We start from the raw sequence: 16,701 nt of genomic DNA, 5'->3' as shown, positions 1-16,701 counted from the left end.
GCCCACCCAGAGATCACATTCTCTGCCGATTTTCGATGCAATTCGTGGGCCGCACAAAAGCCATGCAGCCGCCCCCACAGCCTGCCCGCCGGCCGCGTTAATCACGTTAACCCGACGGCCACTGCGACATTCGGCCGCCAAATTGACGTTGTTACCTCCCCTCGCTAGTTTCCGAAAAAGCCTATCTTATCCAAAAACTTGGGAGGATCCCCGATGCGATCGGCACGGTTCGCCGGATCACCTTGGCTCGCAGCAAGCCTTTTCGCCACCGCACTGATTTCGGCGTCGCCGAGCCATGCTCAAGGGCAATCCCAGGGCACCATCAAGATCGGCTTCATCAGCACCTTCTCGGGTCAGTTCGCCGACGCCGCGACCCAGATGGACAACGGCATCAAACTCTATCTGAAAAAATTCGGGGACACCGTCGCCGGCAAGAAGATCGAGATCATCCGCAAGGACACCGGCGGCGCCAATCCTGACATCGCCAAGCGGCTGGCGCAGGAGCTGATCGTCCGCGACGGCGTCGATATCCTGGCCGGCTTTGCGCTGACGCCGAATGCGCTCGCCGCCGCCGATGTGTCGGCGCAGGCCAAGAAGCCGATGATCATCATGAATGCGGCGACCTCGATCATCACCACCAAGTCGCCTTATGCGCTGCGCGTCTCCTTCACCTCACCGCAAGTGATCGAGCCCTTCGGCGCCTGGGTGGCCAAGCAGGGCACCAAAAAAGCCTTCACCATGGTCTCCGACTACGGCCCGGGCCATGACGCGGAAGCCGCTTTCGTCCGTTCGTTCAAGGAAGCCGGCGGCGAGATCGTCGGCCAGTTGCGCATGCCGATCGCCAGCCCGGATTTCTCCGCTTTCGTGCAACGCGCGAAAGATGCCAACCCGGAATCGATCTTCGTGTTCGTGCCGGCCGGCGTACAACCCGCCGCCATCATGAAGTCGATGGCCGAGCGCGGCGTGACGCCGGACAAGATCAAGATTCTCGGCCAGGGTGAAATCACCGACGACACCGCCCTCACCAGCGCCGGCGATGCCGCGCTCGGCGTCATCACCTCCTATCACTACGACCACAACCACGATTCCGCGCTGAACAAGGACTTCGTGAAGGGCTACCGCGAATTGTCCGGCGGCGTGAACCCCAATCTGTTCGCGGTCGGCGGCTATGACGGAATGAACCTCATCTATGAGGTGTTGAAGAAGACGGGCGGCAAGGCCGACGGCGACACCTTCATGGCGGCTGCGAAAGGACTGTCCTGGGAAAGCCCGCGCGGTCCCATGTCGATCGATCCGCAGACCCGCGACGTCGTGCAGACGGTTTATTTCCGGCGGGTGGAGAAAACGCCTGCAGGGCTCGTGAATATAGAGTTCGACAAGGTCGAAAACGTAAAGGACCCGGTCAAAGCCCGGATGGGCCAGTAACGCTCAAGGTCCGATACGCAATTGCAACAAACTGCACCAATCATCTGGAGGAAGACTGCAATGTTCAAAAAGGTGTTAGGAATCGGCGCTTTCGCTGCCGCGGCATTGTTCGCTGGCGCAGCCACGGCGCAGCAAGGCCCGATCAAGATCGGCATCATCCTGCCCTATTCGGGCCAGTTCGCCGATGCGGCGACGCAGATGGACAATGCCATCAAGCTGTTCGTGAAGCAGAACGGCGATACCGTGGCCGGCCGCAAGATCGAATTCATCCGCAAGGATGTCGGCGGCATCGCGCCGGACGTTGCCAAGCGTCTCGCGCAGGAACTCGTCGTGCGTGACGGCGTCGACATTCTGACCGGTTTCGTGCTGACCCCGAATGCGATCGCCGCCGGCGATGTCTCCGACCAGGCCAAGAAATTCATGGTCGTGATGAATGCCGCGACCTCGATCATCACCACCAAGTCGCCCTATATGGTGCGCACCTCGCTGACCACGCCGCAGATCAACGAAGCGCTCGGCAAGTGGGCCGCGACCAAAGGCGGGGTGAAGAAGGTCTACACGATGGCCTCCGATTACGGCCCGGGCCTGGACGCCGAAGGCGGCTTCAGCCGCGCCTTCAAGGAAGCCGGCGGTGAGGTCATTGGCTCGGTGAAGATGGCCGTCGCCAACCCGGACTTCTCCGCTTATGTGCAGCGCGCGAAGGATCTCAATCCGGAAGGCATCTATGTGTTCGTGCCGGGCGGTGCGCAGCCGCCGGCTTTCGGCAAGGCGCTCTCGGAACGCGGCATCGATCCAAAGAAGATCAAGGTGTTCGGCCAGGGTGAAATCACCGATGACGCCGCCCTCAAGAGCATGGGCGATGCCGCCCTCGGCATCATCACCGGCTTCCACTATGACCCGAACCACAAGTCGGCGAAGAACGACGCTTTCGTGAAGGCCTTCAACGCGGAATACAAGCGCAACCCGGATTTCTTCTCGGTCGGCGGCTGGGATGGCATGCAGCTCATCTATGACGTGCTGAAGAAGACCGGCGGCAAGACCGACGCGCAGGGCCTGGTCGACGCCGCCAAAGGTTCCAAGTGGGAAAGCCCGCGCGGCCCAATCTCGATCGATCCGGAAACCCGCGACATTATCCAGGACGTCTATATCCGTCGCGTGGAGAAGGTCGACGGCAAGGTCGTCAATGTCGAATTCGACAAAGTCGAGGCCGTGAAGGATCCGGTGAAAGAGCGGATGAAGAAGTAATACCGTTTCTTCCGGTATTATTGGCGCCCGGAGCCACCCGCTCCGGGCGTTGTCTTGCGGGAGCGGCATTCGCACCGATTGACTTTTCCTCACCTCCCCCTGAAAGGGGGAGGTCGATTTGCAAGCGAAGCGCGCAAATCGGGTGGGGGTCTGTGACCCCCTCCCCAACCCTCCCATCCGAGCTCGGATGTATCCGAGCTCGGCATGTTTGAGGGCCGAAGTCGGAAACATCCGACTTCGGCGCAGGGGAAGGAAGTGACGCAGAGAGCGGGGGACGACTTTGGGGCCTATTATCGGCGTTCTGTTCGACGGCTTTGCCTACGGCATGCTGCTGTTTTTGCTGTCGGTCGGCCTGTCGGTTACCCTCGGCATGATGAATTTCGTCAACCTCGCGCATTGCGCTTTCGCGATGCTCGGCGGTTACCTCACCGTGACGCTGGTCAATCGCTTTGGCTGGCCATTTCTTGCCACCCTGCCGATGGCCTTCCTGGCGGCCGCATTGGTGAGCGTGGTGTTCGAACGCCTACTCTACCGCAAGCTCTATCGCGCCACCGATCTCGATCAGGTTTTGCTGACCATCGGCCTCGCCTTCATGTCGATCGCCACGGCGGCCTACATTTTCGGTACCGTTCATCAATCCGCGCCGACGCCATCGTTCCTGCGCGGCTCGATCGAATATTTCGGCATCAATTTCGGCGTCTATCGCCTGTTTCTTGTCGCGGTCGGCCTGGCCGTCACGCTGGTTCTCGTTCTCACGCTTGAATACACGCGCTTTGGCCAGCAGGTGCGCGCCGCGGTCGACAACCAGCGCATGGCGCGCGGTCTCGGCATCAATGTCGATGCGACCTTTGCAGCCACCTTCGCGCTCGGCAGCGGTCTTGCCGGACTTGGCGGCGCGCTGGCGATCGAGATCGTCGGCCTCGATCCGTCCTTCGCGCTGACCTATCTCGTTTATGTGCTGATCGTGGTGTCGGTCGGCGGTCTCGGCTCGATCCTCGGCTCGTTCATCGCCGCGGTGCTGATCGGCGTGAGTGACATTGCCGGCAAATACTATGTGCCGGAGGTCGGCGCCTTCCTGATCTACCTCGTGATGATCTTGCTCCTGATGTGGCGGCCAGCCGGCCTGTTCGGGAAGCGATAGCGATGCAGGCTCCGACAACAACCGACACGCTCGCTCTCCCTCACCTCCCCCCGGAAGGGGGAGGTCGGCGTACGAAGTACGCCGGGTGGGGGTCAGCTTCTTCTTGCTTGCTTGAGACCCCCTCCCCAGCCCTCCCCCTTTTAGGGGGAGGGAGCAACAAGAGGGAAAGCGATAGGCCATGAGCAAGCCCGGCACACCGATGACCCCGCACGACTATCTTCGCGCACAGACGCGCTGGCACCCGCTGGAATATGTGTTCTGGCTGGCAACGCTTTTGCCATTCGTACTGTTTCCGAACTATCTGTCGCTGGCGAGCCAGATCGCCATCACAGCCTTGTTCGCGCTCTCGCTCGATCTCATTCTCGGTTATGCCGGCATCGTCTCGCTCGGCCACGCCGCCTTCTTCGGCATCGGCGCCTATACCGCCGGCATCATTTCGAAATACGGCATCAGCGATCCGATTCTCGGCCTGTTTATCGCGGCTTTACTCACCGGCATTGTCGGCTTTGCCACGAGCTTCATCATCTCGCGCTTCAAGCATCTCGCGCTGATCATGATCACGCTCGGTCTTGGTTTCCTCGTCCATGAACTCGCCAATTCGGCGCATTGGCTCACCGGCGGCGCCGATGGATTGCAGGGCATCCGCATCGGCGACCTGCTCGGCTATTTCGAATTCGATCTCTGGGGCCGGACCGCCTACACCTATTCATTGGCGGTGCTGTTCCTTATGTTCCTTCTCGTGCGGCGGCTGACCAATTCGCCATTCGGTCTGGCTTTGCGCGGCATTCGCGAGAATTCCGTGCGCATGCCGGCGATCGGTGCACCAAGCGCTGCGCATATCCGCAAAGTTTACACGATGTCCGCTGCCATTGCCGGCATCGCCGGCGCGCTGCTGGCGCAGACGACCTCGACCGTGTCGCTCGGCGTGCTCGACTTCCAGCGCTCCGCCGACGTCCTCGTGATGCTGGTGCTCGGCGGCGCGGGCATGATGTATGGCGGACTGATCGGCGCCATTATCTTCATGGTGGCGCGCGACCAGTTCTCCGGCATCAATCCGCAATACTGGTATTTCTGGATCGGCCTCTTGCTGGTGACTGTCGTAATGGTGCTGCCGAACGGTATCCTGGGCGGCCTGTCGCATCTCTATCGCATGATCCGGGGGCGCCGCTCATGACCGTGCCGGCTCTCGCCACACGCAACATCAACAAGCGTTTCGGCCAGCTTGTCGTCGCGCGCGATATCAGCATTTCGGTGCCGCGCGGCGAACGCTATGCGCTGATCGGTCCGAACGGCGCCGGCAAGACCACGCTGATCAATCTGATGACCGGCATGATCACGCCTGACAGCGGCCAGATCATGCTGGGCGAGACCGACATCACGCATCTGAAGCCGGACCAGCGCGTGAAGCGCGGCCTGGTTCGCACCTTCCAGATCAACACGCTGTTTCCCAACCTCTCCGCGCTGGAATCGGTGACGCTGGCGATCTGCGAGCGCAACAAGGAAGCCGGCACGTGGTGGAAGGCGCTGCCGTCCTATCGCAACGACGCCGACGAAGCCTACGAGATTTTGAAGTCGCTGCGGCTTGGCGATCATGCCTATCGGCCGACGCGCGAACTGGCCTATGGCCAGCAGCGCCTTCTCGAGATCGCACTGGCGCTGGCCTCGAAACCGCAGGTGCTGCTGCTCGACGAGCCGGCCGCCGGTGTGCCGCCGGAAGAAAGCGCCGAATTGTTTTCGGTGATTGCCGAACTTTCCAAGGATATCTCGGTGCTGTTCATCGAGCACGACATGAACGTGGTGTTCCGCTTCGCCAGCCGCATCATCGTGATGGTCGGCGGCGCCATTCTGCTTGAAGGCACACCGAAGGAAATCTCGACCGATCCGCGCGTGCGCGAGGTCTATCTCGGCGGAGCGCATCCATGACGCAAGCCTTGCTGCAGCTCAAGGGCGTGCGCGCCGGCTATGGCGACGCCGTGGTGCTGAACGACATCTCGCTCGAGGTCGCCGACAAGAGCAGCCTTGCCGTGCTCGGCCGCAACGGCGTCGGCAAGTCGACATTGCTGCTGACCATCATGGGCTTCACGCGCATGACGCGCGGCCAGATCCATTGGCATGGTGAAGACATCACCCACGTTGCGCCATTCAGGCGCGCGCGCGGCGGCATCGGCTGGGTGGCACAGGAGCGCGAGATCTTTCCGTCACTGACGGTCGAGGAAAATCTCACCGTGACGGCGCGGCCGGGGCACTGGACGCTGGAACGCATTTACGACCTGCTGCCGCGCATGAAGGAACGCCGCGGCAACAAGGGCAATCAATTGTCCGGCGGCGAGCAGCAGATGCTGGCGCTCGGCCGCGCGCTTCTGACCAATCCGTCGCTGCTGTTGCTCGACGAACCGTTCGAAGGGCTCGCGCCGATCATCGTCGAGGAGCTGGCGGCCGCGATCCGCCGCATGCTGGCCGAACAGGGCACGGCCTTCATTCTGGTCGAACAGCATGCGCAGATGGCGTTGGCGCTGACCGAGAATGCCGTGGTGCTCGAGCGCGGCGATATCGTGCATCGCGCGCGCTCGGACGATCTGTGGAAGGACCACGCCACGCTCGATCGCCTGATCGGGCTGAAGGTGGCGGAAGCGCACTGACGTCATCCGGGACGCGCCGAAAGCGCGAACCCGGGCTGACGGCTACATCACGCTGACCGTCGCATCCTCATAGCGCTTCTTGCCGAGATCGCCGCCTTCAAAGATATCGTGGGTGGCGATCCAGTCGCGCGAAACATTGAAGGTCTCTTCCGTATAGGGCTCGAACACGATGCGTTCGCCCGGACCCCAGCGGCGCGTATCCATCACCTCGTGCCAGCGCACCGGGAATTCGTTCGTGTAATAGTGCGTGTAGAGTTCCGGCCGCAGGTCGAGATCGCGCTGCGCACGCTTCAATGCGGTGAAGTATTTGCGCAGGTCCTCCGGATCGGGATCGCCGTGGATCATGTTGGCGATCATGAAGGTGTTGTCCATGATCTTGCGGAAGCCGAGCTGCTCGGCGAGGTAATACGGCCCGGAGAACAAGGTCGCGGCCGGGATCTTGCCGTCGAGTAAGAGCTCCATGCGCTTGAACAGCATGCCGTCGTTGAACGACAGGTTGATCTGGTCCTTCGGCATGTAGGTTTCCAGCGCCTGGATCGAGGCGTAATGGCTGCCGGACTGGAAGCCGACCGAGATCGGCACCCCGGCGAGATCCGCCGGCGTCTTGATGGCTGAATCCGGCGCGACGAAAATGCCCGACGGCGCGACCGAATAGACATCGCGATTGAGCCGGCCATGGCCGGACGCCGCCGCGACATTCACCGTCCAGTGGCAGGCGCAGCTCACGTCGGATTTGCGGCCTTCCTCGAACGACTGATAGGCGCCGACCTTCTGGCCCTTGTCGTGGACCTTGCCGTCGGAAGATTTCACCTCCTCGCGGAAGATGTAATCGAGCCCCTCGTCCCTGAAGTAACCCTTCTCCTCGGCGATCCATTCCTGCAGCCGGAAGTGCGGCTGGATGATGAACTTGTGATTGGTCGTCATGCGTTTCTCCCTTTGCTTATTGTGATTTCAGCAGCAGCCGTCGTGCGGATGATCGCGTTCGGACACGCGCCGCGCCCGGATCATCTTCACATGGTCGTCCATGAGCTTTCGCGCGCCGGCGGCGTCGCGCATCTCGATCAGCGACGCCAATTCCTTGTGCACGGCAAGCACACGCCGCGCGACTTCGGGCGTCAGCGTGCGGTTATGCGCCGGCCATGAGATGTGATTGAGCGAGATGAACTGCACCACCAGCACGCGGTTATGCGACGCCTCGGTGATGGCGAGATGGAACTCGCGGCATGAGCGGGTATACGCATCACCATTGTCGATGATGCTTTCCGCTTCCGCCAGCAACCGCTTCAATCGCGCATGATCGGCGGCCGTCGCATGCTCGGCCGCAAGTTCCGCGGCCAGCGCCTCGATCGCGCGCTGCGCATCCATGACCTCCGCCGCGCTGACACCGGTGAGATCGAGCTGCACGGCAAGCGCCTCGGCGAACAGCCGCGGATTGCCGCGTGCGACTCGCGCTCCTCCGCCTTTGCCCATGCGGATCTCGGCAATGCCCAACGCCTGCAGCGTGCGCAACGCATCGCGCGCGACGATGCGGCTCACGCCATAGCGCGCCGCCAGATCCTTCTCGGTGCCGATCGGCTCGCCCGGCTTCAGCCGCTTCTCGAATAAAGCCTCACGCACATCGGACACAATCTGCGCCGAGAGCGATCCGGAGCGGCCGGCCACAAAGGGCTCGCCCGCACGCGCAATGAGCTTGGTCTGCGTATTCACGGCTGTTTTCAGCCTTTTCCTGCCCTAGTCTTCGCAGGTTAGCGCAGGAATGAAAGATCGTAAAGATATTATCTTTAAAAATCAGCAATCCGGGCAGGCGCCGGCAGAAACAACAGCAGGCCACGTCCTGCTGTTGCTCAATTAAGACGTGGATGCCCGCGACCAGCGCGGACATGACGAGGCCGCACAAAAAACGCTGATTTGATCGGCGCATTTCCGGTCAGGCTCTGAGGCCACTCACTGATCGTTGGGGGAGCCGAAGGCAGAACTTTGCGATCTCAAAAAGAAGCGCCCGTCCAGCCTGACGAGGGGAACGGGCGCCCAAACAAACTTTCGCTGACGATGAAGCCTGGCTTCGCCTACCAGGTCATGGAGCACTTTTCGGCAAAGGAGTCTTTGTGGTTTTGAAGAACGACTCCGATCTTCCGCATGGTGTGCTCACCGGCATCGTCCTTGATCACCTCCTGCAAGTAAAAGTCCTGAACAGGAAAATGATTCTTGTTATAGGCGAACTTGCCACGCACTGAGGTAAAGTCTGCTTTGCGCATGGCATTGCGGATCCCGTCTTTATCAGCGAGGTTTCCCTTCACCGCCCTGACAGCGCTATCAATCAGCATGGCCGCATCGTAGTGCTGTGCGGAATAGTAAGATGGGTAGCGCTTATACTTCTTACGAAAATCCGCAACGAAGCGTTTATTGACCGGGTTGTCGATATCCTGCACCCACGACTGGGTGCTCAGATGACCCAATGCAAGATCCTTGATGAACGGCAAGGTCAGCGCATCGACCGTGAACACACTATAGAGCGGAATCTGCTCCTTCAGTCCTGCCTGGGAATATTGCTGAAAGAACTGAGCCCCGGCCTGACCCGGATAAAAGACCCACACGGCATCCGGCTTCGCGGCCCGAACCTTTGACAACTCCGCCGAGAAGTCCACGTTACCTGGCCATCTCGTGTAGTCTTCTCCAATGATCTCACCCTTGAATGTTTTCTTCACACCGGCGGCCATGTCCTTGCCGGCCGCGTAATTGGGCGCAAGGATGTAAAGACGTTTGACGCCCCGCTGGTTGAGCGTCTCACCAAGCGCCATTGGGGTTTGATCATTCTGCCAGGAGGTCGAAAAGAAGAAGGGCGAACAAAGCTCGCCTGCGATTTGTGAGGGACCAGCGTTGCCGCTGATGAGAAATGTCCCTGAATCGACCGCCGGCTTCAGCGATGCCAGAAGGACATTCGACCAGTTAAAGCCCGAAATAAAATCGACCTTGTTGGACTGGATCAATTTCTCCGTCACCTGCCGGCCCACGTCCGGTTTCATCTGATCGTCTTCATAAATCATCTCGACATCGAGACCGCCCATCTTGCGTCCGAGATGGTCAAGAGCGAGCTCAAATCCATCTCTCTCATCGTTGCCAATGAAGGCATTCGGACCGCTGAAAGTATTCACAAATCCGATCTTGACCTTCGTTGCTTGCGCCGAAGCCGTGGTGGCCGCAGACGCAATGATCAACGCAGCTAAAATCCGAAACATGCTTTTCTCCCTTTGGTGTTCAATCTCGGCTCCTCTAAACGGGAGCTTGTTGATCGATGATTTTGGAATCGCTCCGATCATGTGTTCCAAACAACAGGCAGCGACAGCGGCCCCCTGAACGATACGTTCGGTGGAAATTCCAGTGTCACATCTGGAGACAACCGCATGCTGGGAAAGCGCGCAGATACTTCCTCAAGCACGACCTTGGCCTGCAGACGCGCGAGTGGTCTGCCCAGGCAAAGGTGCACGCCATGTCCGAAAGACAGATGATCCTTGGCATTCGGACGCCGAATGTCGAAGCGGTCAGGGTCCGGGAAAACCTCCGGGTCCCTGTTTGCGGAGGCCAGCAGCAAAAGAAGCTTGGCGTTGGGCGGAATTGGAACATCGGCAATCGACGTCGCCTGTGTCGTCCGCCGCCGCCAGGCGATCACGGACGAATCCAGCCGCAGCACTTCCTCCACCGCATTCGGAATGAGCGTCGGATCGGCACGGATCGCCTGCCATGCGTCGCGGTCGCCCAATAGCCGGTTGAACGAGTTACCGAGCAGCCCCGTCGTGGTTTCATGGCCCGCAAACAGCAGATTCAGAACGAGGGTCGCGGCTTCTTCGCGTGTCAGGCGCTGTCCGTCGCTGTCCGTGGCCCATGTCAGTGCGCTGGTGAAATCGTCACGTGGCTCGCGCGTTCTTTCTTCCACCAGTGCCTCCGCGTATCGCCAGAACTCGGCCAGTCCCTCGGCGGCACTGACTTGATCGGCTTCGCTCCGCGGCCGGCCGTAAATGAAGAGAATGCGATTCCAAGAGCCCTTCTTGACCCGGGGAACCTGATCATCACCGATCCCGAGGATGCGAAACAACACAAGAACCGGCAGCTCCCACGCAAGGTCACGCACCAGATCTGCGCGACCGTTTTGAAACCGCTCATTGCAAAAGCGGATGGTGGTTTCCCGAATAAAATTCTCCAGCTCGGCGACGCGCTTCGGCGTAAAGGCCGCATTGGCGATGCGACGGACGCGCGTGTGTGCCGGCGGATCGACATTCGTCATCGTGGGCACGTACCGAAACCCGCCCTCCTCCAGCGCTTTCGCAGCCCGGGGACAAGGCGGCAAGACCGGCGAATTGGCGTTCGCGGCCGAGAAGATCTGCGGATTCAGGAAAATCTGTCGAATAAGGTCGTATCGCGTCACCACCCAGTGATCGAGCTTCTCGCTGTAGAAGACTGGCGCCACCCCTCTGGCTTCCGAGATATGAGGATAGGGGTCTGCGAGATAGTCCTCGCTCAGCGGATCAAATTGCGCGGTTATGCGCTCCAGATCAGCATCCATTACAGTTGTCATATCCACCTCCCTGCAAAGACCGACATTTTACGTTTGTGTCTGCGACGTCATTGCGCGCGGCCACGCGCAACGCATGGCGTTACGTCTCGCTCGACATCGATTGTGAATGCACCAGGTGATTGGATCAGAGGCCAGCGGTCGCTTGCGGCGCAGCAACCTGCTGTCGCGGCATGCGCGGAGCCATAGCCTAAAGCGACCGGCTGTCTGACCGGCAGATCCATAGGCATTTCCTCATAGGGCGAATTTGCTTGTGACCTGTCTCCGCCCGAGATTGACAGTCCACTTACTTTCAGACTACCTATTTTCAGTGTACTGTCAATATATGGCAGGATCAGCCAATGACGATGGACGTGATCTATTCAAAGCCGGGACATCTTATCCGCCGCGCTCACCAGATCGTGGTGGGAATGTTTATGGAGGAGTGCGCGGAGTTCGACATCACGCCGGTCCAGTACGCGTGTCTGGCCGCGCTGAATGAACATCCGGGGATTGATGCCACCCGGATTTCTTACTTGATCGCCTTCGATCGCTCGACGCTTGGCCAGGTTTTGGAGCGGCTTGAAGCCAAGGGCTTAATCGAGCGTACGGGAAGCCCTCACGACAAGCGGGTGAAGCTGGTGAAACTCACGCGGGAGGGCGCTCGTCTCCTTGCCGCTGTTGAGCCCTGCGTCCGCAGAGCCATGAAACGTCTTCTGGGCAGACTTCCCGTTGAGGAGCAGCGGAATTTTATGCGCACGCTCACACTCCTCGTCGAGCTGAACAATGAGTATTCGCGCGCACCGCTGCGCGTGGTGTCCAGCAACGAGTAAGGAGCCCCCTCCCAGAGCCTATCCGGCTTTGATGGAATCAAAGCCGGGGCTCTAGCTTTTTGTTTTGACGCATTTGTTCACGCGAACCGGTATCCACTTCGCTCGAAAATGCTCTAACACTCACCTCTCCCACGTCATCTTCGCGATACGCGGATCGCTCGCAAAAACCTTGCGATCGAAATCAATCAACAGTTTCGGCATCTCGCATTGCGTGCGCACGCCGTTTGCGCCGAGATGGATGCGCCAGGTCTGCCGCGCCGTTTCCTGTTTCACCGAGAACGCGTGGCAGGTGAGCAATGCGACATTCAGCCGATGCTTCGGATCGCGCACCGACGCGTAGCGGATCGCCTCGATATTTGCTTCACGCGCCCTTTCAGCCAGCGTCTGACACGCATCAAGCTTGGTCGGATGCATCCACTCATCGTTCCGTGCATCGAGTGGCGGTCGTGTCAGATCGATCGCCCGGCTGGTCGCATATTGAACCGCGAAAGCGGTATATTCACCGGCGTTCGAAGGCCACGGCGTGTCGGGTGAATCGGCATAGAACAGCAATCGCCAGAACGCTGTCTCGGCAATCGCGGTTTCCACCTGCTTCGAAGCATAGAACACGCCGGGCGTGAGTCCAGCGCGGCGAAAGCGCGATCCATGCGGATAGGGCGCGCCATAGCGGAACGGTGTCGCCAGGAGATAATGCAGCCCCTTGCATTCCGGCGGCAGGCTCGGCTTGCTCTGCTCGATCAGGTTTTCAAGCAGCTCCTGCTCGGCGTGCGTATCGGTGATCTTCATCGTCGAGACGCGGTGCTGCGCCTCGATCACACGCCAGCAGGTGCCGGAGGCGCGGTGTGCGTTAGACAGGAGCGCGTCGGGCGTCGAGATACTGGATGACATTGATCAGACCGGCCACGGATTGGATGAGCGTCAGCGGACGGCCATTCAAGGCCGCGTTCTCGTTCTGCATCCAGCTTTGTGCGACGGTGTCGTCGCCATCGACGATCGCGTCCAGCGAGCGATAGAGCCGGATGAACAAGACGGCGAGTTCGAATGGCTTCTGATCCCTCGTCAGCAGGTAATCGCCGCGGCGCATGCGCGAGACGGTCGGCTCCGATACGCCGACAATGCGGGCCAACACCGTGTTCCTGATGCCGAGACGGTCGGCGGCGCGCAACGCGGCCTTGGTCACGACCGTGGCTTCATCGGGGGCGGATTGGGGGGCGCTTTTGGTCCTCATGTGCTGTCACCAGATAATTTCATGAGAAATATATAGCCACAATAATTTCTAAGGCAAGAGTCTATCGCTTCGCCTGCGGCGCCGCCGGCACCTTGGGCGCGACACCAAGGCCGGTCATGCCGGTCGCCAGGAAACGCAGATCGAGCACTTTCCAGTCCTTGTATTTCGCCGCCGGCATCCGGTATGGCGCGCAATCCTTCAGCGCATTCAATGAGATACCGGCGAGCAGCGGACCGCGTTCGGACGCCGGCGCCTTCAGGATGACCGGCTCGCCCGCAAGCTGGCCCTTGGGACCGAACGAGACGCGGATAATCAGTTCGAGCCCCAGCACCCCGGGCATACCGACCGGCAATTTCCAGCATTTCTGCACCTGGGCGCGCAGGGCTGCGATCTCTTCCGGCGTCAGCTTCGACTTGCTCTCGCTCGGCGGGCCTCCGGAAATGCCGGCCGGCTTTTCCACACGATCAGGCTTGTCCGGCGGCGCCTGCGGTTCGGCCCTGGCCGATTTGGCTTCAAGCTCCTGCGGCCGCGAAACCTGACCGGACGGCATGGGCGCGGGAGGCGGCGGAAGCGGCGGCGCAGCCGCCGACTGCTGCTCGGCAGGTTTCGGCATTTCGGCCTTGGGAAGCTCCGGCTCAGGCAATTCCGCCTTCGGCGGCTCAGGCTCCGGAGGGGCCGGCTTGGGAGGCTCGACTTTCGGGGGCTCGAGCGGCTCCGGCACCTCGTCCTGCTTCACCAGCTCAACATCGATGGGCCGCGTTTCGGATTGCAGCGGCGTGCGCCGGTCCGCCAGCACGATCACGCCGAACAACCCAAGATGCACCAGCACCGACGCCAGCAGCACCGCAGTCGAAAACGTGAGGCGTGACAGAAGTGAGGGCAAGCAGCAGCTCCGGGTCGCAGCCGGAGCTACCTCACCTGTTCAACGCATCCGAGTCAAAGCCTTCGCGTCATCCCGATTGTTACGGTCACCGCCAATGCGAGAAGCGCGAAAGCCGCGCCGCCATAACCGATGGCGGTCACACCATAGTCAGCGACAACCCAGCCGCCGACGAGCGCGCCCAAGGCAATTCCCAAATTGCACACCGCAATGTTGAGCGACAAGGCGAAAGCCGGCGCGTCCACCCCAGCGCGCATGACACGCACCTGACAGAGGACGAAAGCCGCGCCATGTGCCACGCCCCAGATGGCAAGCAGCGGCACCAGCCATGCAAGCTGGCCGCCAGTGAGCGAGACCATCGCATTGGTCAGCGCCAGCAGCGCCACCAGCCCCATGGTCGCCATCATCATCGCACGATCGACCGCCCATCCCGCGACAAGATTGCCAAATAGCCCTGCAGCACCGAAACCGAAGAGAGCTATGGCAGTCTGCGCACCGTCGAAACCCGCGGCGCTCTGAAGAAAACCGGCGAGATAGGTGTAGGCGCTGAACATCGCCGTAAAGAGAACGGTCGACAGCAGCAAGTGGGCGAGAAATGCAGGACTTGCGAGCAGGGCGACTTGTGCGCGCGCGGAGACCGGCTTGCCGCCATCCAAACGCGGAAAGCGCATACCCGTGACAATCGCCGCAACAATCGCAAGACCCGCAAGAAGGAGAAAACAGAAGGGCCAGCCGGTGCGATCGGCAAGTGCAGTGCCCGCCGGCACAGCAAAGACGATGGCCGTAATGGTGCCGATATTGACGAGCGAGATCGCCTTGCCCTCGCGGCCTGCCCCAGCCAGCCGTGCGACAGCCGCATTGCCGACGCTGATGAAGACCGGAAGCATCGCGCCCTGGATCACACGGACAAGAACGATGATCCTGTCATCCGGCACCCATGCGATCACCAAATTCCCGAACGCGTAGACGATAAGCGTCAGGATGATGACGAAGCGCGGTTCGCGTCGGCCAGCAACGATCGTCAGAAGCGGGCCGAGCACCGCCGCCGAGATCGCGAACCAGGCGACAAAACGCCCGGCCTCGCTGAGCGAAATCTGAAGATCCCGCGCCATCGCCGGCAGCAAACCGACGGCGATGAATTCGCTGGTGACGATGATGGCCATTGCAACGGCAAGGAGAGTGATCGCGGCCGCCATGTCGCGTGCGCGGGCGGCCGTCCGCGGCACGCCAGTTTCCGACGCTGTTGTCATATATTCGCGCCGCCATCGATGGTCAGGGCGGTGCCGGTGACTGCACGCGAATCCGGACCCGCCAGCCATGCGACAAGGCCGGCAACTTCCTGCGCATCGGCAAAGCGCGGGATCGCCATCAAGCTGCGTTGCTGATCGGCATGTTCGCCATCTTCCGGATTCATGTCGGTGTTGGTGGAGCCCGGATGCACGATATTGACGGTGATGTTGCGCGGTCCAAGATCGCGCGCCAGCGCCTTGGTCATGCCAACCAAAGCCGCCTTGCTGAGCGAATAGAGGCTCAAGCCTGGCGATGGCGTGCGCTCGGCAAGATTGCTGCCGATCGAGATGACACGCCCGCCCTCGCCCATATGCGCGACCGCCGCCTTGGTCGCAAACAGCGCCGCGCGCACATTGACCGCGATGGTTTCGTCGAAATCGGCGAGGGTCATGGTTTCCGGTGACACAACCCGGAAGATGCCGGCATTGTTGACCAGAATGTCGATGCGGCCGAACGCGGCGACGGTCTGCGCCACCGCCTTCTCGACCGATCCCGGTTCCATATTGTCGGCTGCGATCGCCAATCCGCGACGGCCGAGCTTTTCGATCTTTGCTACCATCAACTGCGCCTTCTCGGACGAACGCGCATAGCTGAAAGCGACGTCGGCGCCATCTTTCGCCAGCGCCTCCACGATCGCCGCGCCGATGCCGCGGCTGCCGCCGGTCACGAACGCCACCTTTCCTGCGAGTTTGGACATGATTCAACCTTTCTGTATTGATCGATACAGAACACATGAGACGCTTGCGGTCTGGCGTCAAGCGATTTATGTATCGATCGATATGAAAAATGACCTCCCCGCCGCCCGCGGACGCCCGCGCGGCTTTGACCGCGACGCGGCGCTACGCCGCGCGATGGAGGTGTTCTGGGCCAAGGGTTATGACGGCGCGGCCCTGTCCGATCTCACGGCGGCCATGGGCATCAATCCGCCCAGCCTCTATGCCGCCTTTGGCAGCAAGGAAGCGCTGTTTCGTGAGGCCGTCGATCTTTATGGAACGATCGAGGGCAACGAGATCTGGGCGGCGATCGACGAAGCACCCACCGCACGCGACGCAGTGCGGCGCTTTCTCGAGGCGACGGCAAATGTCTTTACCCGACCGGGCAGACCGCCAGGATGCCTCGTCGTACTGGGCGCGTTGCATCCCAACGATAGCAACGAGAATGTGTGCCGGGTGCTAAAGGAAAAGCGGGCGGATAACATCGCGACCTTGCGCAATCGCTTAAAGCGTGCCGTGCGCGACGGTGAGTTGCCGAAAGGGGTGGACACGCTGGCGATCGCGACCTTCTACGTCACCGTCCAGCAGGGCATGTCGATCCAGGCCCGCGACGGCGCGTCGCGCGAGACACTGCGTGCTGTCGCCGACAGCGCCATGGCGGCCTGGGATGGACTGACGACTGGAGCCAAGAAAAGGGCCTGACCTGGCTTCATCTCAAGCTCGCCCGTCATTCCGGGGCGTGTGCGCAGCACGCGAGCCCG

The 16,701-nt window shown here is 60.9% G+C and carries 17 protein-coding genes; 8 read left to right on the top strand and 9 right to left on the bottom strand.

Annotated elements, in window-relative coordinates; translation table 11 throughout:
* Window positions 1-213: 213 nt before the first annotated feature.
* The 6 genes from CAK95_RS10020 to CAK95_RS09995 all read left to right on the top strand — a co-directional run bounded on the left by CAK95_RS10020 (window position 214) and on the right by CAK95_RS09995 (window position 6,450).
* Window positions 214-1,425: an ABC transporter substrate-binding protein gene (locus tag CAK95_RS10020; protein WP_086087787.1), complete on the top strand. Its 1,212-nt coding sequence runs from the start codon at window positions 214-216 to the stop codon at window positions 1,423-1,425.
* Window positions 1,426-1,485: 60 nt separating this feature from the next.
* Window positions 1,486-2,670, top strand: a complete 1,185-nt coding sequence (locus tag CAK95_RS10015) for an ABC transporter substrate-binding protein (RefSeq protein ID WP_086087786.1) — start codon at window positions 1,486-1,488, stop codon at window positions 2,668-2,670.
* 289 nt (window positions 2,671-2,959) lie between these two features.
* A complete protein-coding gene (locus tag CAK95_RS10010; protein ID WP_086091321.1) occupies window positions 2,960-3,811 on the top strand; it encodes a branched-chain amino acid ABC transporter permease in 852 nt (283 codons plus the stop codon).
* A 178-nt stretch (window positions 3,812-3,989) separates the two neighbouring features.
* A complete protein-coding gene (locus CAK95_RS10005; RefSeq protein ID WP_245303696.1) occupies window positions 3,990-4,985 on the top strand; it encodes a branched-chain amino acid ABC transporter permease in 996 nt (331 codons plus the stop codon).
* The gene (locus tag CAK95_RS10000) at window positions 4,982-5,734 is read left to right on the top strand and encodes an ABC transporter ATP-binding protein (RefSeq protein ID WP_086087785.1); all 753 of its coding nucleotides are present in this window, start codon (window positions 4,982-4,984) and stop codon (window positions 5,732-5,734) included. Before CAK95_RS10005 ends, CAK95_RS10000 begins: the two co-directional genes overlap by 4 nt.
* Window positions 5,731-6,450, top strand: a complete 720-nt coding sequence (locus tag CAK95_RS09995) for an ABC transporter ATP-binding protein (RefSeq protein ID WP_086087784.1) — start codon at window positions 5,731-5,733, stop codon at window positions 6,448-6,450. The genes CAK95_RS10000 and CAK95_RS09995 overlap by 4 nt, the downstream gene beginning before the upstream one ends.
* A gap of 42 nt (window positions 6,451-6,492) precedes the next feature.
* On the opposite strand, the gene CAK95_RS09990 is transcribed toward CAK95_RS09995, so the two are convergent.
* From CAK95_RS09990 to CAK95_RS09975, 4 genes are all read right to left on the bottom strand, one after another.
* Window positions 6,493-7,374 (bottom strand): ABC transporter substrate-binding protein, encoded by an 882-nt coding sequence (locus CAK95_RS09990; protein WP_086087783.1) that lies wholly within the window; start codon window positions 7,372-7,374, stop codon window positions 6,493-6,495.
* 27 nt (window positions 7,375-7,401) lie between these two features.
* Window positions 7,402-8,157: a FadR/GntR family transcriptional regulator gene (locus CAK95_RS09985; protein ID WP_086087782.1), complete on the bottom strand. Its 756-nt coding sequence runs from the start codon at window positions 8,155-8,157 to the stop codon at window positions 7,402-7,404.
* A 359-nt stretch (window positions 8,158-8,516) separates the two neighbouring features.
* Window positions 8,517-9,686, bottom strand: a complete 1,170-nt coding sequence (locus CAK95_RS09980; RefSeq protein WP_086087781.1) for an ABC transporter substrate-binding protein — start codon at window positions 9,684-9,686, stop codon at window positions 8,517-8,519.
* Between the two features lie 77 nt (window positions 9,687-9,763).
* The gene (locus CAK95_RS09975; protein WP_086087780.1) at window positions 9,764-11,020 is read right to left on the bottom strand and encodes a cytochrome P450; all 1,257 of its coding nucleotides are present in this window, start codon (window positions 11,018-11,020) and stop codon (window positions 9,764-9,766) included.
* Between the two features lie 338 nt (window positions 11,021-11,358).
* Between CAK95_RS09975 and CAK95_RS09970 the strand changes: the two genes are divergently transcribed.
* The gene (locus CAK95_RS09970; protein WP_086087779.1) at window positions 11,359-11,829 is read left to right on the top strand and encodes a MarR family winged helix-turn-helix transcriptional regulator; all 471 of its coding nucleotides are present in this window, start codon (window positions 11,359-11,361) and stop codon (window positions 11,827-11,829) included.
* Window positions 11,830-11,949: 120 nt separating this feature from the next.
* On the opposite strand, the gene CAK95_RS09965 is transcribed toward CAK95_RS09970, so the two are convergent.
* The 5 genes from CAK95_RS09965 to CAK95_RS09945 form a co-directional block, all read right to left on the bottom strand.
* Window positions 11,950-12,717: an RES family NAD+ phosphorylase gene (locus CAK95_RS09965; protein WP_086087778.1), complete on the bottom strand. Its 768-nt coding sequence runs from the start codon at window positions 12,715-12,717 to the stop codon at window positions 11,950-11,952.
* Window positions 12,677-13,057 carry an MbcA/ParS/Xre antitoxin family protein gene (locus CAK95_RS09960; protein ID WP_086087777.1) on the bottom strand — a complete coding sequence of 127 codons (381 nt, stop codon included), beginning with the start codon at window positions 13,055-13,057 and terminating at the stop codon, window positions 12,677-12,679. Before CAK95_RS09960 ends, CAK95_RS09965 begins: the two co-directional genes overlap by 41 nt.
* Window positions 13,058-13,118: 61 nt before the next feature.
* On the bottom strand, window positions 13,119-13,940 hold the full coding sequence (locus CAK95_RS09955; protein ID WP_086087776.1) for a hypothetical protein: 822 nt from the start codon (window positions 13,938-13,940) through the stop codon (window positions 13,119-13,121).
* 53 nt (window positions 13,941-13,993) lie between these two features.
* Complete coding sequence (locus CAK95_RS09950; protein ID WP_157699579.1) at window positions 13,994-15,187, bottom strand: MFS transporter; 1,194 nt, start codon at window positions 15,185-15,187, stop codon at window positions 13,994-13,996.
* On the bottom strand, window positions 15,184-15,924 hold the full coding sequence (locus CAK95_RS09945; RefSeq protein ID WP_086091319.1) for an SDR family NAD(P)-dependent oxidoreductase: 741 nt from the start codon (window positions 15,922-15,924) through the stop codon (window positions 15,184-15,186). The genes CAK95_RS09950 and CAK95_RS09945 overlap by 4 nt, the downstream gene beginning before the upstream one ends.
* On the opposite strand from CAK95_RS09945, the gene CAK95_RS09940 reads away from it, so the two are divergent.
* Window positions 15,872-16,642, top strand: coding sequence for a TetR/AcrR family transcriptional regulator (locus tag CAK95_RS09940; protein ID WP_425349683.1), 771 nt, complete (start codon window positions 15,872-15,874; stop codon window positions 16,640-16,642). The two genes, CAK95_RS09945 and CAK95_RS09940, sit on opposite strands and share 53 nt — an antisense overlap.
* Window positions 16,643-16,701: the final 59 nt, after the last annotated feature.

Source organism: Pseudorhodoplanes sinuspersici (assembly GCF_002119765.1).
Lineage (GTDB): Bacteria > Pseudomonadota > Alphaproteobacteria > Rhizobiales > Xanthobacteraceae > Pseudorhodoplanes > Pseudorhodoplanes sinuspersici.
This window is presented reverse-complemented; position numbering and strand designations above follow the sequence as displayed.

Coding starts and splice junctions, on each gene's coding strand:
- CAK95_RS09965 (WP_086087778.1), bottom strand. CDS start 12,717: ATGTCATCCAGTATCTCGACGCCCGACGCGCTCCTGTCTAACGCACAC.
- CAK95_RS09995 (WP_086087784.1), top strand. CDS start 5,731: ATGACGCAAGCCTTGCTGCAGCTCAAGGGCGTGCGCGCCGGCTATGGC.
- CAK95_RS10015 (WP_086087786.1), top strand. CDS start 1,486: ATGTTCAAAAAGGTGTTAGGAATCGGCGCTTTCGCTGCCGCGGCATTG.
- CAK95_RS09940 (WP_425349683.1), top strand. CDS start 15,872: ATGCCGCGGCTGCCGCCGGTCACGAACGCCACCTTTCCTGCGAGTTTG.
- CAK95_RS09960 (WP_086087777.1), bottom strand. CDS start 13,057: ATGAGGACCAAAAGCGCCCCCCAATCCGCCCCCGATGAAGCCACGGTC.
- CAK95_RS09975 (WP_086087780.1), bottom strand. CDS start 11,020: ATGACAACTGTAATGGATGCTGATCTGGAGCGCATAACCGCGCAATTT.
- CAK95_RS10000 (WP_086087785.1), top strand. CDS start 4,982: ATGACCGTGCCGGCTCTCGCCACACGCAACATCAACAAGCGTTTCGGC.
- CAK95_RS09950 (WP_157699579.1), bottom strand. CDS start 15,187: ATGACAACAGCGTCGGAAACTGGCGTGCCGCGGACGGCCGCCCGCGCA.
- CAK95_RS10020 (WP_086087787.1), top strand. CDS start 214: ATGCGATCGGCACGGTTCGCCGGATCACCTTGGCTCGCAGCAAGCCTT.
- CAK95_RS09990 (WP_086087783.1), bottom strand. CDS start 7,374: ATGACGACCAATCACAAGTTCATCATCCAGCCGCACTTCCGGCTGCAG.
- CAK95_RS09970 (WP_086087779.1), top strand. CDS start 11,359: ATGACGATGGACGTGATCTATTCAAAGCCGGGACATCTTATCCGCCGC.
- CAK95_RS09945 (WP_086091319.1), bottom strand. CDS start 15,924: ATGTCCAAACTCGCAGGAAAGGTGGCGTTCGTGACCGGCGGCAGCCGC.
- CAK95_RS10005 (WP_245303696.1), top strand. CDS start 3,990: ATGAGCAAGCCCGGCACACCGATGACCCCGCACGACTATCTTCGCGCA.
- CAK95_RS09980 (WP_086087781.1), bottom strand. CDS start 9,686: ATGTTTCGGATTTTAGCTGCGTTGATCATTGCGTCTGCGGCCACCACG.